General features: G+C 64.3%; 17 protein-coding genes. 11 read left to right on the forward strand and 6 right to left on the reverse strand.

Annotated features, from left to right (window positions below):
• Window positions 1–26 precede the first annotated feature (26 nt).
• Both NATTI_RS0116060 and nreA read right to left on the reverse strand, forming a co-directional pair.
• Window positions 27–221: a hypothetical protein gene (locus NATTI_RS0116060; protein WP_006090565.1), complete on the reverse strand. Its 195-nt coding sequence runs from the start codon at window positions 219–221 to the stop codon at window positions 27–29.
• 149 nt (window positions 222–370) lie between these two features.
• Entirely contained in the window at window positions 371–1,672 is a 1,302-nt protein-coding gene (gene nreA, locus NATTI_RS0116065) for a DNA repair protein NreA (RefSeq protein ID WP_006090566.1), read from the reverse strand.
• A gap of 136 nt (window positions 1,673–1,808) precedes the next feature.
• Between nreA and NATTI_RS0116070 the strand changes: the two genes are divergently transcribed.
• The 4 genes from NATTI_RS0116070 (at window position 1,809) to NATTI_RS0116085 (ending at window position 5,846) form a co-directional block, all read left to right on the forward strand.
• The gene (locus tag NATTI_RS0116070) at window positions 1,809–3,656 is read left to right on the forward strand and encodes a cation:proton antiporter domain-containing protein (RefSeq protein WP_027119187.1); all 1,848 of its coding nucleotides are present in this window, start codon (window positions 1,809–1,811) and stop codon (window positions 3,654–3,656) included.
• A 235-nt stretch (window positions 3,657–3,891) separates the two neighbouring features.
• The gene (locus NATTI_RS25470; RefSeq protein ID WP_006090569.1) at window positions 3,892–4,071 is read left to right on the forward strand and encodes an HVO_2753 family zinc finger protein; all 180 of its coding nucleotides are present in this window, start codon (window positions 3,892–3,894) and stop codon (window positions 4,069–4,071) included.
• A gap of 7 nt (window positions 4,072–4,078) precedes the next feature.
• A complete protein-coding gene (locus NATTI_RS0116080) occupies window positions 4,079–4,345 on the forward strand; it encodes an elongation factor 1-beta (RefSeq protein WP_006090570.1) in 267 nt (88 codons plus the stop codon).
• A 184-nt stretch (window positions 4,346–4,529) separates the two neighbouring features.
• Window positions 4,530–5,846, forward strand: coding sequence for an MFS transporter (locus NATTI_RS0116085; protein WP_006090572.1), 1,317 nt, complete (start codon window positions 4,530–4,532; stop codon window positions 5,844–5,846).
• A 113-nt stretch (window positions 5,847–5,959) separates the two neighbouring features.
• On the opposite strand, the gene NATTI_RS0116090 is transcribed toward NATTI_RS0116085, so the two are convergent.
• A complete protein-coding gene (locus tag NATTI_RS0116090) occupies window positions 5,960–6,400 on the reverse strand; it encodes a hypothetical protein (protein WP_006090574.1) in 441 nt (146 codons plus the stop codon).
• A gap of 84 nt (window positions 6,401–6,484) precedes the next feature.
• Window positions 6,485–7,174, reverse strand: a complete 690-nt coding sequence (locus NATTI_RS0116095) for an MBL fold metallo-hydrolase (protein WP_006090576.1) — start codon at window positions 7,172–7,174, stop codon at window positions 6,485–6,487.
• 151 nt (window positions 7,175–7,325) lie between these two features.
• On the opposite strand from NATTI_RS0116095, the gene NATTI_RS0116100 reads away from it, so the two are divergent.
• Window positions 7,326–8,321 (forward strand): terpene synthase family protein, encoded by a 996-nt coding sequence (locus tag NATTI_RS0116100; protein WP_006090578.1) that lies wholly within the window; start codon window positions 7,326–7,328, stop codon window positions 8,319–8,321.
• Window positions 8,322–8,540: 219 nt separating this feature from the next.
• Here the strand turns inward: NATTI_RS0116100 and NATTI_RS0116105 are convergent, their stop codons facing one another.
• Together NATTI_RS0116105 and NATTI_RS0116110 are read right to left on the reverse strand one after the other, a co-directional pair.
• The gene (locus NATTI_RS0116105) at window positions 8,541–9,728 is read right to left on the reverse strand and encodes a cystathionine gamma-synthase (RefSeq protein WP_006090580.1); all 1,188 of its coding nucleotides are present in this window, start codon (window positions 9,726–9,728) and stop codon (window positions 8,541–8,543) included.
• Window positions 9,729–9,798: 70 nt separating this feature from the next.
• A complete protein-coding gene (locus tag NATTI_RS0116110; RefSeq protein WP_006090581.1) occupies window positions 9,799–10,485 on the reverse strand; it encodes a helix-turn-helix domain-containing protein in 687 nt (228 codons plus the stop codon).
• Window positions 10,486–10,834: 349 nt separating this feature from the next.
• Here NATTI_RS0116110 and NATTI_RS0116115 point away from each other — a divergent pair, with 349 nt between their 5' ends.
• The 6 genes from NATTI_RS0116115 (at window position 10,835) to NATTI_RS0116140 (ending at window position 15,364) form a co-directional block, all read left to right on the forward strand.
• Window positions 10,835–11,143 carry a 50S ribosomal protein L21e gene (locus NATTI_RS0116115; RefSeq protein WP_006090583.1) on the forward strand — a complete coding sequence of 103 codons (309 nt, stop codon included), beginning with the start codon at window positions 10,835–10,837 and terminating at the stop codon, window positions 11,141–11,143.
• Window positions 11,144–11,149: 6 nt separating this feature from the next.
• Window positions 11,150–11,506, forward strand: coding sequence for an RNA polymerase Rpb4 family protein (locus tag NATTI_RS0116120; RefSeq protein WP_006090584.1), 357 nt, complete (start codon window positions 11,150–11,152; stop codon window positions 11,504–11,506).
• A gap of 336 nt (window positions 11,507–11,842) precedes the next feature.
• Entirely contained in the window at window positions 11,843–12,439 is a 597-nt protein-coding gene (locus NATTI_RS0116125; protein ID WP_006090585.1) for a DUF655 domain-containing protein, read from the forward strand.
• Between the two features lie 64 nt (window positions 12,440–12,503).
• Complete coding sequence (locus NATTI_RS0116130; protein ID WP_006090586.1) at window positions 12,504–13,409, forward strand: 16S ribosomal RNA methyltransferase A; 906 nt, start codon at window positions 12,504–12,506, stop codon at window positions 13,407–13,409.
• A gap of 108 nt (window positions 13,410–13,517) precedes the next feature.
• On the forward strand, window positions 13,518–14,732 hold the full coding sequence (locus NATTI_RS0116135; protein WP_006090587.1) for a mechanosensitive ion channel family protein: 1,215 nt from the start codon (window positions 13,518–13,520) through the stop codon (window positions 14,730–14,732).
• Window positions 14,732–15,364, forward strand: coding sequence for a HemK2/MTQ2 family protein methyltransferase (locus NATTI_RS0116140; RefSeq protein ID WP_006090589.1), 633 nt, complete (start codon window positions 14,732–14,734; stop codon window positions 15,362–15,364). The genes NATTI_RS0116135 and NATTI_RS0116140 overlap by 1 nt, the downstream gene beginning before the upstream one ends.
• Window positions 15,365–15,462: the final 98 nt, after the last annotated feature.

Genomic DNA, 15,462 nt, shown 5'->3' on the forward strand with positions numbered 1-15,462 from the left:
GCTGCTCGTCGTCCCGATTCGCCTGCTCACCGCCGCTCGTCGTCCCGATTCGCCTGCTCGCCCTCCCTCGTTTCGACCTCCTCGAGGTACTGTTCGGCGTCGAACCGAACGTACGCCGAGAAGACCGCGATCACGCCGACGACGAACAGCGGGACCCCGACGAGCAACGCGAGCATCGCGATCACGGTGAGCAGTTCGGTACTGACGAGTGCGAGCCACATGCTCGATCATACGGCTCTAGACGGTTTAGAGGCGCGGATTCTCGACAGCGCGTGTCGAGGAGACCAATCCCGTCAGGGCCACTCGAGAAAGCAAAACGGTTCAGATCCCGTGACGTGGCGTCGACCGTCGATCGGTGCGATCGGTGGGACTACCCGCCTCGAGAGAACGCGCTGAGGTTCGACTGTAACCCGGCGGCGAGTTCGGACTTTCGCCGGAGGCGGGCGTAGGAGACCGGAAGCTGCGTCGAAACCTCCGCGACGGCCTCGTGGAAGGTCTCGGCCTCGCCGTAGTTGCCTTCGAAGGCGTTTCGCACGCTCTCGCGAACCTGCCAGACGCCCACGGGGGCCCAGTAGTCGTCGCTCACTTCCCGGAGGACTAGACACTTCGCCTGACGACCGATCGACTCGAGGTACTCAAGTACCCCCAGCCGTGCGGCGTAGTAGGCCCCGGCAGTCTCCTCGACGTAGCTCGAGCGTCCTTCGTACCCCTCGGACGCGCTCTGGAGCCAGATGTCGTCGTTCGGATTGGGGTTCCAGATGCTGCCGGGTGCTTTCATCTCGACGAGTTCGAACTCCCAGTTGCCCGGCGCGAGAACGATCCAGTAGCGGTTGCCGACGTACTCGTTGGCCCAGACCTGGACCTCGTCGATGCTAGGTTCGTTCCGAATGCCGCCGCGGAGGTACTGTCCGACGGTGTCGTCGACGGCGGTGATCGACCACCGCGTGGGGACGAGGCGACGCTGTTTGGCCTCGCCGAGCGCACCCGCAGAGAGGATCGAGTTGATCTCGTAGACGTCGAAACCGCGCCGATAGAGGTAGGTCATCGCCCCCTGGGCCTGCCAGTCGTCGTCCTCGAGGGTCTTCTTGACCTGTTTCGGGACGTAGGGATTTTCCCGCAGTTCGGCGTTGCGAGCGTTGGCCCGCGGACCGCGGGGCGTCGCGACGTCCGTCCCCGCGTCGAGTCCGAGATCAGGCGCGTCGTCCAGGCCGATCTCGAGGTCGACCGGTTTGCCGGCGATGGCGACCTCCCGCTGGACGCCGACGAAACCGTCCCAGGTGTCGTGGACGGACGGTGCCAGGCGACTCGCGATGCTCGGCGAGTCGACGTTCGCACGCTTGCTTGAGTTCAACAGCCCCGTGCGTCGCTGGAGCACGTCCGGGATGTCGTACCCCTGTTGGTACCAGTTGCCGTCGGTGACGTACTCCTCGGCCGCGTCCTCGTCGCCGACCGGCGAGAGGAGTCCCACGGGGATGTCGGGGTAGTTCGACCGGCCGACGAAGATCGACGGGGCCGTCGATCCCACGAGGGAGTCGCCGCTGAGCGCGCTGTCGAACCGCTGTTCGAACTCCTCGAGATGGTCCGTGATCGCGTAGGACTTCTCCTTTGCGAGGCGCCGTCGCTCGGCTTCTTCGTCGGGCTCTAAATCCTCGATGTAGTCGTCGAGGCGCATTCGGTGACGTGTAGGAGTGGCCCGGGTTTGAATGTTGAGTTGGGAGCCGACGATCGGTCGTCGTCGCATCGGTGTTTCAGGGTCCGGAATCGGCCGAGACGTTATGTACTGCTTCGTGGTACATCTCGACACACCCGTGGATCTCCTGTCAGTCGTGATCGCAATCCTCGCGCTCGGCATCGGCGCGCAGGTGCTCGCCAAACGCCTGCAGGTCCCCAGCGTGCTCTTTCTCATCGGCATCGGCGTCGTCGTCGGTCCCGAAGGGTTCGGTTTCGTCACCATCGAAACGTTCGGCGATGGCCTCTCGACGGTCGTGGGCGTCAGCGTTGCCATCATCATCTTCGACGGCGCCTTTCACCTCCGACGTGAGAAACTCGAACAGGCCCCACAGGCCGTGGTTCGACTGATGACGATCGGTGCGGCGCTGACGTTCGTCGGAACGGCGCTCGCGGTTCGATTCTTCCTCGGCACCGAGTGGGACGTCGCCTTTCTGATCGGCGCGCTGTTGATCGCGACCGGCCCGACGGTGATCACGCCGCTGCTCGAGGTGCTCACGCTCCGGGAACACGTCGGGACCGCCCTCGAGGCCGAAGGGATTTTCAACGACGTGACCGCCGCGGTGCTCGCGATCGTCATCTTCGAGGTCCTCGTCGTCGGGGACTCGCCGGAACTGATTCCGCCGGCGTTCCTCCAGCGGCTGGCGGCGGGGATCGGTATCGGGATCGTCGTCGCGCTCGTCGTTCGGACGATTCTCGTTCACGCCACGACGCCGGCCGGCAACGCGCCCCAGCTGGCGCGGCTGGTGACGCTCGTCGGCGCGCTCGTCGCGTTCGGGCTCGCCGAGTCGGTGTTCTCCGAAACCGGCGTGGCCGCGGCCGCGACTGCCGGTTTCGTCCTCGGTAACGTCGATCTCCCCCACCGCGAGGAGATCCTGCAGTTCAACCGCGACCTCACGCTGGTCGTGCTCTCGTTCGTCTTCATCTCGCTCGCGGCGCTGATCGACTTCGACTCGCTGCTCGGGCTCGGAATCGGGGGTATCGCTGTCGTCGTGGCGGTCACCCTGTTCATCCGTCCGATCCTCATGGCCGTCTCGGCGACCGACCGGCAGTTCAGTCGTGACGAGCGGTTGTTCCTCTCGTTCGTCGGTCCCCGGGGAATCATTCCGGCGTCGGTGGCGACGCTGTTCGCCATCGAACTTGAGGCCGCGGGCCAGTTCGAGGCCGCCCAGACGCTCGCTGGAACCGTCTTTCTCGTCATCTTCATCACGGTCGTCTTACAGGCGGGGTTCGCCCGTCAGATCGCAGAGTACTTTCAGGTCATTCCAATGCGCACCATTATCGTCGGCGGCGGCCGAGTCGGCCGGTCGCTCGCCACACGACTGGAGAATCGCGGGGAAAACGTCGTCCTGATCGACGAGGACCCGACCGTGGTCGAGAACCTTCGGCGGGACGGGTACACCGCCCACGAGGGCGACGGCACCGACGACGAAACGTTGCGAGAGGCGGGAATCGAGGATGCCAAGATCGCGGTCGCGACGACGGCCGACGACGACACGAACCTGCTGGTCTGCCAGCTTGCACGGACGAAGTACGACGTCGAAACCGTCGTCGCGCGGGTCAACACGCCCGGCAACGTCGACGCTTTCGAGACGCTCGACGTCCGGGCGATCGACGTCTCGAGTGCGACAGCGTGGTCGCTCGACAACCAGATCGAGCGACCCGCACTCGCCCAGTGGATGACCCAGATCGGGGAGGGCCACGACGCCCAGGAGATCTCTGTCACCGCCAGCGATCTGGGCGGGTCGACCATCGCCGAACTGGACGCCGAGATCCCCGACGGCTGTATCGTCGCCGTCATCGCACGCGAGGGCGAGACGTACGTCCCCAGCGCTGAGACGGTGCTCGAGGAGGGGGACAAGGTGACGTTCCTCGGTCGCGAGGACGCGGTCAAAGCAGCCGTCCGGCGGTTTCACCCGCACGACTGACGGCTGCAGTTTCGACCGCAGAATGTCAGAGGCAGAGGTCCGGTCTGGCGTTCACCCACCGAACCTCATCCTTCCCTTTCGGCTGGAATATAAAGTATCCAGACGGGCGTTTTCTGGCTCAGAAAACGCTGGGGCAACCGTCACATACCCCTCGTCAACACGCACCGTGGACAACGTATCGGTCTCGAGCCCCCAAAAGACAACCGTTAAAAACGGCGGGCGGGAAGGGAGGGGTATGAGTACGACGGACGACAAGCAGACCCGATCCTGCGTCTCCTGCGGGATCAACATCGCGGGCACAAACGCTGCCGCCTTCAAGTGTCCCGACTGTGGCGCCCAGATCTACCGCTGTGCCAAGTGCCGCAAGCAGAGCAACCTCTACGAGTGCCCCGACTGCGGATTCACCGGCCCGTAAGATACCCATGGGAAAAGTAGCTGCCAAAATCAAGGTCATGCCGGACAGCCCAGAGATCGACCTGGATTCGCTCCAGGAGCGTCTCGAGAGTGCCCTCCCTGAGGGTGCGAAGATCAACGGCGTCGAACGCGAAGACGTCGCATTCGGACTCATCGCGCTCTACCCCACCGTGATCGTCCCTGACGGCTCGGGCGGGACGGAGACCGTCGAGGAGAACTTCTCGGAAGTCGACGGCGTCGAGAGCGTCGGCGTCGAGAACGTCGGCCGTATCTAATCCGGTTTTCGGCCGCCTTCTTCAGCAGGAACCCACTCCCGAAGAGCCGTCAGCATCGCCTCATGACTCGCCGTAGCGTGACTCGTTGGACGGTCGTCGCCGCGGCGATTCGGTCTCGAGTCGCATTCCGCCAGCCACGCGGCTCTCGGAATTCTTACCACCCCGCCTGAGAAAGAGTCCCGACGTGAACGTCCTGTCGGATCCGACGAAACGCCGCTGGCTCGCGTGGGGAGCGCTGGTGATCGTCTTCTTGCTCGTCAATCTCCACCGGCTGTCGACGGCCGTCCTGTCGGAACGGCTGACCACCGATTTCGAGACGACGGCGGCACAGCTCGGGACGCTGCACGCCTCGTTCTTCCTCATCTACGCGGCGATCCAGATTCCCACGGGCGTCCTCGCCGATCGCCTCGGGCCGCGGTACGTCGGCTCGATCGGGGCCCTCGTCCTGAGCGCCGGGGCCGTCGGCTTCGCACTCAGCGGGAGCTACCTCGCGGCGTTCGGCTCGCGTGCGCTCATCGGCCTCGGCAGCGGCGTCATCTTCGTCTCGATCCTTCGATTCTGTGCGAACTGGTACCGTGCCGACGAGTTCGCGACGATGACGGGGCTAACCGGCAGCGTAGCCGGTCTCGGCGCGATCCTCGCGACGACGCCGCTCGCGGTCACCGTCGGACTGTTCGGCTGGCGGGAGACGATGCTCGGTCTCGCGGCCGTCGGGTTCGTCGCGGCCGGAGCCGTCTACGTCCTCGCACGTCAGTCGCCGGCCGACGCCGGGCTGGAACCGATCGAGGGCGTCCCCGAACAGCCGTCGGTCACGCTCGAGGAGATCGGCGGCCACCTGCGGACGCTCGCGCGCGATCTCGACCAGTGGCTGCTCTCGATCGTGTTCTTCGCGGGCAACGGCGCAATGTTGACGCTGGTGGGGATGTGGGGCGTGCCGTACATCGTCGTCGTCTACGACGTGAACGTCACGACGGCATCGTACTTTACGCTCCTCGCATCGATCGGCGTGCTGTTCGGTCCGACGGCCATCGGCTGGCTCTCGGACAGGCAGGGGCAGCGACTGCTGCCGATGACGATCGGAATCGGGCTGTTCGCGGTCGCGCTCGCCGCGGTTCCGATTCTCGGTCGACCGCCGCTGGCCGTCGTCGCCGTCTCGTATCTGGCCTGTGGCTTCCTCTTCGGCGCCGCGATGCTCTCGCTGTCGGTCGTCAAGGAACGGTATCCGGCCGGCGCCAGCGGCGTGGCGACGGCGACCGTGAACACGGCGGGGTTCATCGGCGGGACGATTCTCCCGACGGTGATGGGGATGGCCCTCGACGCCTATCAGACCGGCGAGACCGTCGGCGGCACCGTCGCCTACACCGAGTTCGGCTACCGAATCGCCTTCGGTATCCTCGCTGGCACCGTCGCGGTCGGGTTTCTGTGTTCGTGCTGGTTGCTCGTCCGGGATCGCAGGGAGGGGACATCGCCGCCGAACCAGGCGGTCTCGAGTTCCGACTAGCGATATCACAGTCGGTCGATCGGTTCGAGTCGGCCGTCGCACCTCGACTCGAGCGGCCGGCGAAAAGCGGGTGCCGGAACCGACCTCGTCGACTCGAGCCGACGCACCGGACGTTACGGCTGCTTTTCGCGGTCCGCGCCGAGACCGGCGCTGGAGATGATCTCTGCGCCCTTCGGCGAGAGGTCGACGGTAACGTCGCCGGGGACAGCCTTGCTGATTTCGTCGACGTTGCCCGCAAGAACTGTCAGGATGTCATCGGGGTTCGCGTACAGCAGCATGTTGCCGTCCTGTCCCTCCGCGACGAGTTGCGTGTCGTTCAGGACGATCTGGTTGTTCTGAATCGTCGCCGCGACGACCGGCAGCGCCTCGGGTTTCCCCTGCTCGGTGTCCTTGACTTTCCGGATGTGGACGTCTTCGAGGTCGAGTACGTCCTTGTGCTCTTGAATTACTTCAGCGCACGCGACCATATCCTGGAGCAGCGCCGATTTGTGGTGGCCGCCGTGTCCGTCGTCGCCGTCCAGACAGTGCTGGCAGACGCGAAGTTCGATTCGCATTGTGCGAGCGTTGTCGCTCGAGCCCGATGAGAATTCCGTTTCGGGGGCTGCGACCCGATGGCCGGAGTGTCCAACCGGACCCACTCAGTCCCGGTGGGTTTCGGTAATTTCTCCAATAGCCTCGGAGCCGCAGTCGACGTAGCCGCCGTGGAAGCAGACGACGTGTTCGATATCGCGGTCAGCCAGGTCGGCCACCGACTCGAGCGCGCGGTCCATGTTCGGTGTGAACTCGGGCTTCGGGCCGTCTATCGGCCCATCCCCGTCCGCGACGAGCGCGTCACCGGCGAGCAACAGGCCATCTTCGGGGAACTGCAACGAGATGTGACCCGGAGAGTGGCCGGGGGTGTCGACGACTTCCATCGGTCCTGCGAGGGTCGGGATTCGGACGCCCCCGGTGAGCTCTAAGTCGACGGAAGCCGGCGGATACCGATCGCCGTCGCCCTTGATCGGCTCCCGTTTCCCCGTCACGTACGGCGCTTCGTTCCGGTGGGTCGCGACGGCCGCGTCGACGTGCTCGAGCAACTCCGCGAGACCCCCGGCGTGGTCGCCGTCGTGGTGGGTCAGGAGGACAAGCCAGATATCCTCGAGTTCGTACCCCAGCGATCGGAGATGCGTTCGAACGGCGTCGACGGCCCCTTCCGGGCCAACGTCGATCAGGATCGGTCCGCGCTCGGTTTCGACGAGCGTCGGGGTGATCGGCAACGCTCGGCCGCCGTAGTCGACCGTGATCGGGAGCGCGTGAACGCCCGCCTCGCGATTTTCGTTCGTTCCCATACGCCAGTCGTCGACCGCCAGAACGAAATGATTGTCCGTCGGCTCCCGGTTCCCAATCCGCAGACCAACGGTCGGTGCCGGAAGTGGGTCGGTTTCAGAAGTTCGGTACTAATGAAAAATAATAAATCTAATAGATGTAAATACTACAACAATGACGAACATCGCCAGTGTTCCACGACTCGAGGTCGAGATCGACCCGTTCGCCGACGCCGCTTCCCAGACGCTCCCCGAGGTGGTTCGTCCGCTGGCAGACGCGTACGACGAGCAGATTGCGGATCGAGACCGATCGCTTTGGCGTTGGTTCTACCGGGCGACGGCCGAGTTCGGCCTCTCGTGTGTCGATACGGACCGCGTCCGACGGACTCGAAGCGCGAAGGTCCTCGCCACGATGTTCATCACCGTCGTCGACGACGTCGCCGAACGATACGGCGACCGGGCGACGTTCGCAGAGCTGTTGAAAGTGCCCTTCGAGCATCAGGACGCCGATCCGACTCGAGCGGGCGTCGCGGGCGAGTACGTCCGATTTCAACAGGAGCTCTGGGCGGCGTTGCAAGCGCTGTACGACGACGGTCCGCGAGCGGAGGAGTTCGCGGCGCTGTTCCGGTTCGACCTCCGGCAGGCGCTTCAGTCGGTCGACTACTCCGCGCTGTTGGCCCAGCACCCCGGGCTCGCCTCCGAGCGCGAACTCTGGACGTACGACGCGCACAACATGATGGTACTCTGTTTCGCCGATATCGATCTCGCCGCCTCGTTGTCGTTCGACGCGGCCGAACTCGCGGCGGTTCGGGAGGTCGTCACGCGGGCACAGCGGATGGCTCGAGTCGGCAACTGGATCGCGACCTGGGAGCGCGAACTCGCCGAAGGCGACTACAGTTCGGGCGTCGTCGTCCGCGCGCTCGAGTCCGGCGTCGTCTCGATCGACGAACTGCGAGGGCTCGAGACCCGGCCGACGGGCGACGCCGTCGATCCGATCGTTACGGCGATCCGTGAGTCCGAGATCGAGGCCTACTTCGTCGATCGCTGGCGCAGCGAGTACGACGAGGCGGTGCAGTTCGTCGGGGCGGTGGACAGTGTCGATCTTCGGACGTATCTCGAGGGGTTCGAGACGATCTTTCGGGCGCAACTGGCGAACCGCCCGTCGAACTGACCGGATCGCCCACCGCGACTGTTGGGACGGGCATGGGCACTGAGGTCTGCGAGCGGCCGAACGGATACGACCTCGTGAGACACTGTACGGTTGAGCGAGCGAATCGGCTGCGGAGGATGGAGAAATCGCTGCCATCACTGTGGGAACAACGCTCGAGCCGGTCTGATTCGCTGCTCGTCGACCGACGGAACGGGGATCCTCGTTCCGAGATCGATTCGATCAGTGAAGCGCCGATTCGATCGCCGCGTCGAGATCGTCGATCAGGTCGTCGACGTGTTCGATGCCGACGCTTACGCGGATCAGGCCGTCCGTGAGACCGGCGGCGATGCGCTCCTCGCGGGGGATCGCTGCGTGAGTCATCGGGGCGGGCTGTTCGATCAGGCTCTCGACGCCGCCGAGGCTCTCCGCGAGCGTGAAGATCTCGGTGTTCGAGACGGCCTCGCTCGCCTCCTCGAGGCTCGCATCGAGTTCGAAACTCAGCATCCCGCCGAAGTCGTCCATCTGCTCGGCGGCGATCTCGTGACCGGGGTGGGATTCGAGGCCGGGATAATAGACGCGGTCGACGTCGGGGTGGTCCTCGAGCCACGCCGCGATCGCGCGGGCGTTCTCGCAGTGGCGGTCCATGCGGACGGGCAGCGTCTTCGTCCCCCGGAGGACGAGGAAGGATTCGAAGGGGCCGGGCGTCGCACCGACCGAGTTCTGGTAGAATCCGAGTCGCCCATCCAGGTCCTCATCGTTCGTTAGCAAGGCCCCGCCGACGACGTCCGAGTGACCGCCGAGGTACTTCGTCAGGGAGTGGGAGACGATGTCGGCACCGAGATCTAGCGGCCGCTGGAGGTACGGCGTCGCGAACGTGTTGTCGATTGCACACAGCGCGTCGTGTGCGTGGGCGATCTCGGCCGCGCCCGCGATGTCGACGATCGACATGAGCGGGTTGGTCGGCGTCTCGAGCCACAGCAGTTCCGTATTGTCCTGAAACGCGGCCTCGATCTCGTCGAGATCGGTCATATCGACGAAGGAGAACTCGATATCGTACTCCTCGTACACCTGCGTGAAAATGCGGTGAGTGCCGCCGTAGACGTCGGTGCCCGTAACGACGTGATCGCCGGCCGAAAGGAGGTTGAGGACGGTGTTGATCGAGGCCATGCCGCTGGCGAACGCGCGGCCGTAGTCGGCGTTCTCGAGGCTCGCGAGGTTCGCCTCGAGATCGGTTCGGGTGGGGTTCCCGGTTCGAGAGTACTCGTAGCCCCGGTGTTCTCCGGGCGCGTCCTGCTCGTAGGTCGAGTTGGCGTGGATCGGCGTCATCAACGCCCCAGTTTCCGCGTCGGGTTCCTGTCCGGCGTGGATCGAACGGGTCTCGAGTCGGTACTGCTCGCCATCGTCGCCGTCGCGCTCGCGGTCGTCCATACCGGGCCCAACGGACTGCAGTGGGGTTACTCTTGCTTTCGACGTCGATCGGAACGGGTCGTCGAGATCCCTACAGTTGCTGGGGCGTCGTCGACTCGGAGATCGGTTCCGAGACGACGTGATCGACGAGTTTCGCCTCGATCTTCCGGAGGTGTTCGCCGACCGTCCCGCCGGCGATACCGACCTCGCTGCCGATTTCCTCGTACGTCGTCTCCCGCGGCGAGGCATAGTAGCCGAGATCGATCGCCGTTCGAAACAGTCGGCGCTGTTGTGCAGTGAGGGTCGCGAGGAAGACGTTCTCGTCGGGTTCGAACGCCTGTTTCGTCTCGAGAACGATGTCAACATCGTCGGGGACGACGGCCATCGCCCGCTGGAAGGCCGGCTCCGTCGCGAGGTAGGTCACGCGCAGGTCGCCGTCGCGGACGTAGATCATCGGCGGGTCGAGGAAGACGCGAAACTCGCGGGTGATCCGGAGGAGTGCGTGGACGGTCTCGTTCGGGACGAACAGCGAGCAGAGCAGGATTCGGTCGCCGAAGGCCTCGAGCCAATAGTCGAACGGACCGAGTTCGTCCGCCACGAACGCCTCGACTCGATCGAACTCGCCGCCCAGTTCGTACAGCACCAACCCGAGTTCGTCGGTCGCGAGGCGGATCCTGTGAATCGCGACGCGTCTGACTCCCTCCCGCTGGTCGAGTCGCTTCTCGAACGGGTGAAACCACCCGTCCGTCGGAGAGAGCCGAACGTCGTAGTGCCGCATACCCTACCAACCGGAGCCATTGCCCATAACTATCCGTCCACAAAAGAACGGTTAAGTCGTGGTTTCCCGAACCGGCAAATCTCCCGATTCGATGGCCGAGACGGGGGACGAAGGCAGACCGACTCGAGTTCTATAGTAGCCACTGAAAGTCAATGCACACCTGATCGCACGACAGCTGTGCGATCAGTGTGTACATCGTTTCAGTTGTTACTATACCCCCGGTGGGATCACCACTGGGATGAGAGTCCGTTCCGGAGGTGTCGGTCCGTGTGGACGAGTGCCGATGTGGAAACGGTGGCCGGAAGACGTGCGTTTTATAACCATCACCGCTCAAGAGGGCCGTACGACTATGCCACACTCTAATGGCCCTCGTCAAGGAACCCGGAGAAAACTCGCGAACGCTCCTCGAGACCGCGGTACGTCGCCGCCACAGCGAGCGATCCAGGAGTACGAGAACGGAGAGAAAGTCCACCTGAAGATCGACCCGAGCGTTCCGAACGGACGCTACCACCCGCGCTTCGACGGACAGACCGGCGAAGTCGTCGGCAAACAGGGCGACGCTTTCAAGGTACAGATCAGCGACCGCGGAAAGGAGAAGACGCTGATCGTCACCGCGGCACACATGCGCGCACAGAACCAGGACAAAAACCGGATCTGAGCCAGGATGACGATCTTCAAAGAGATCGTCGACGAGGAGTTCCTGACGGTCTCGGAGACGAAGGAGCTACTCGCCGACATCGAAGCCGAACGCGCGATGGACGAAGAGCGAGAGCTGCGCTACGAACTCGCGCGAGCGATCGAACACGTCAACCGTTTTACGGTCTTGGAGCCAGAAGAGGCCCAGGACCTCGTCGACGACCTGCAGGAACTCGAGAAAGTCGACGAGCCCACGGCGTACAAGATCGCGAACCTCTTGCCGCGCAACCGTGACGAACTTCGTTCGGTGTACGCCCAGCAGCGGTACTCGCTGTCGGGCGACGAACTCGACGAGATTCTCAACGTCCTCGCGCAGTACGTCTGATACTGTCTGCTGTACGTCATTTCCGGTAGGACCGCGAACCGTCCTGCGGCCCCACCGACAACTCGGTACAGCAAACCGTATGAGCCAGCGCCGTTCGGGGCGTGCGTTTTCTGGCGACGACGGTTCGGTACGACCCGAGCAGTCGCATTTCGAGCCATCGTCGGCGATTGGACCTGCCACTGATCCGGTTCGACCGTCACGCCCGCGGGTCGCCAACCGGAGCGATCGGGTGTACACTGACTTCCAGTGGCTACTATACGATGGCCGGGCACGGCAGTTCCCGTCCCACGATGGCGGGCCGACTCTTTAAGTACGCCCTCGACGTATTCAAAACCAATGAGCGAAGCCGACAGCGACGGGACGGATGTCCGCCGCGCAGTCGTGTTGGACTATCTCGCACACGGGCTCTCGGACGACGGCCGGCCACAGTACGAGAAGTCACCAGCAGGATACGCCCTCGGAATCGACGATTTCCAGCTCTATCAGGTCGCTTTCGACGAAGAGGAGCGACTCACGATCGGGAGCGAAGTCGTCGTCGAGCCGCCGGGCGAGCGCGAGATCGTGACCGAAGCCCACCGGGTCGACTACGAGAACCTCTCCTCCGGTGCCCAGACGGAACTCGAGTACGTCGTCGCCGACCTCGTCGAGGAGGACGAACAGCGGTTCGTCGACTTCTACAACGACGCCCAGCCGATCACGCTGCGTCTCCACCAGCTCAATCTCCTGCCGGGGATCGGGAAGAAACTCCGCAACGGGATCCTCGACGAACGCAAGCGCAAGCCCTTCGAGAGCTTCGAGGAGCTTTCGGAACGCGTCTCCGGACTCCACGATCCCGACGAGGTGTTAGTCGAGCGCATCCTCGAGGAACTGCGCGACGACGACCTCAAATACCAGACGTTCGTCGGGCGGCGCGAGCAGGAACAGAACCAGTAACTACTTTTCGACGCCAAATCCGCGAGACGGTGCGTTTACACCGCCCCCATCCGTAGCGCAGCCAATGAGAGACCCAGACGGACTGATCGCGCGGGCGGGCGTCCGCGGCGATCCGGACCGCGATCAGCACTTTCTCGTCGACGACCGCGTCCTTGATCGACTGCCGACGTATCTTGAGAGCGAGGCGCAACGCGCCTCGGATGAAGCGAGCGGGGATTCCCCGCGAGCCGATGAGATCGACGCCGACACCTCCCACCTGCTCGAGATCGGCGGCGGAACGGGCGCGCTGACGGACCGCCTGCTGGCGATGGGTGACGAGGACGACGAAGTTACGGTCGTAGAGCGGGACCGGAAACTCGCTGGGTTCCTGCAGGAGGAGTTCCGCGAGGAGATCGATGCGGGCCGGCTGACCGTAATCGAGGGCGACGCCCTCGAGGTCGACCTTCCCGACTTTACGGCCTCTGTATCCAATCTTCCCTACGGCGTCTCGAGCGAGATTACGTTCCGACTCCTGCCCGAAAAACGGCCGCTGGTGTTGATGTTCCAACAGGAGTTTGCCGAGCGGATGGTCGCCGGACCCGGAACGCCCGAGTACGGCCGCCTCTCCGTCTCGACCCAGCACTACGCGGACGCCGAACTCGTCGAGTCCATCCCGAAAGAGGCATTCTCGCCGCCGCCGGCCGTCCAGAGCGCGGTCGTCAGACTCGAGCCCCGCGATCCGGACTACGAGGTCGACGACGAGGACTTTTTCCTGCGGTTCGTCAAAGCGCTGTTTACCCAGCGCCGGAAAACGATCCGGAACGGGATTCGGAACACGGCCCATATCTCGGGGCTCGAAGCGCCCGACGCAGTCGTCGAGGCGGCCGACGAGGAGATCCTCCAGAAGCGTGCCGGCGCGATGACACCGGTGGAGTTCGCGGCGCTGGCCGAACTCGCCGCCGCTGTCAGCGAAGTAGGCGAGGGACAGTAAGGCCGTGGCGGCCACGTTCAATCGGACGGGAACCGTTGGCAGTATCGACACCGACCGACGGATACTCGTAGCTACGCGGACGACAGCCTCGAGAGACGACGACCACCTATGTCCGAGATACTGATGGGGTTCGACTGGCTGTCGAACGTCTTCGAGACGACCAACGGCAGGCTCGCGGTCACGTTCGCAGCGGTCGGCGTCCTGCTCGTCGTCCTGCTCTCCTACCGCCAGCTACAGGGCTGGCTCATCGAGCGAACGCGACCGCTGTACAGCGACATCATCTCGATGGGCGTATTGATTTTGACCTGTCTACTCAGTCTCGCAATCGTCCTTGGCGTCTGGGACCAGACCAGCGAAATTCAGTCGATTTACACAGATCTGGATCTCGGTAGCGACGTCATCGCGCGCGGCGTGTTCACGTTCGTTCTCGTTATCGGGACGCTCATCGTGACCCGATTCGTCCGCCGAGTGCTCCAGGAGGTGCTCGCCTCGGCGACGGCCGTCACCGACCATCAGCGAGAGATCACGCATCGACTCTCCCAGGTGCTGATCTGGTCAGTGTCGCTCATCATCGTTCTGGGCGTCTGGGTCGACGACCTCGGCGGCCTGCTCGTCGGGGCCGGGTTCGCCGGTATCGTCATCGGTATGGCCGCCCGACAGACGCTCGGCACGGTCATCGCGGGCTTCGTCCTGATGTTCGATCGACCGTTCGAGATCGGTGACTGGATCGAGGTTGACGACGAGGAAGGGATCGTCACCGACATCTCGATCGTCAACACTCGCCTCCAGTCGTTCGACGGCGAGTACATCATGATCCCCAACGACCTCATCTCCTCGAGTATGGTGACCAATCGGTCGAAACGCGGCCGACTGCGCATCGAAGTCGACGTCGGCGTCGATTACTCGACGGACGTCGAGCGAGCCGCCGAGATCGCGAGGGCGGAAGTCGAGGAGCTCGACGAATCGCTGACGGCACCGTCACCGCAAGTCATTACGAAGGAGTTCGCCGACTCGGCGGTCGTGCTGGGCGTGCGATTCTGGATCGACAACCCCAGCGCCCGCCGGTTCTCGAAGTCGAAGACGGCCGCGATTCACGCGATCAAGCGCGCCTTCGAGGACGAGGGGGTCAAGATCCCGTACCCGCAGCGCGAACTGACCGGCCGAGCCGAAACCGGTGGGTTCCGGATCGCCGAGGACGATAATCGAGACGCGGGTGACTCCTCGCTAAATCCCCAGGACAACGATATCGACGATTCAGCGGACGACAGGATCGAGGAACCGAAACGGGAGAGTCAGGCGGGAACGCCCGCGGAGGACGACTGATGGGGCTCGAGGACCGACGCGGCGTCGATACGGACGTCTACCAGCCAGCTGAGGACTCCCACCTGCTCGCACAGGCAGCCTGCGATCGGCTTACGGACGATGGCAACGGGACGCGAGATGACGAGACGCGAAACGACGAACCGCGAGACGGAGCGACCGGACCGCTCGTCCTTGAGGTCGGCACCGGCTCCGGTTACGTTGCGGGCCGGATCGACGCGGAGACGAGCGCGCGCGTAGTCGCCGCGGATCTGAACCCACACGCGGTTCGGCAGGCTCGCGAGAAGGGCCTCGAGGCGGTCCGTGCCGACCTTGTCGCGCCCTTCGCCGACGGCGCGTTCGACGCCGTCGTCTTCAACCCGCCGTACCTCCCGACGGACCCGGAAAACGAGTGGGACGACTGGATGGAACGCGCCCTGTCGGGCGGCGAGGACGGTCGGGCCGTCATCGACCCCTTCCTCTCCCGCGTCGGTCGCGTGCTCGCACCTGACGGTGTCGTTTACCTGCTCGTCAGCAGCCTGACGGGGGTCGACGAGGTCGTCGAGGAGGCCGGCGAACACGGGTTCAGCGCCGTGGCGATTGCGGACGACTCCTTCCCCTTCGAGACGCTGACGGTGCTCGAACTACTTCGCTAACCGCGACCGCACCATATCGACCAGCAGTCGGAACTACCGGCGGACGCTGGAACTACCGCGGAGGACGCGTACAGCTATCACGCCCGCCGAAAGCGCGG

This window comes from Natronorubrum tibetense GA33 (genome assembly GCF_000383975.1).
In the GTDB taxonomy this organism is placed as follows: Archaea; Halobacteriota; Halobacteria; order Halobacteriales; family Natrialbaceae; genus Natronorubrum; species Natronorubrum tibetense.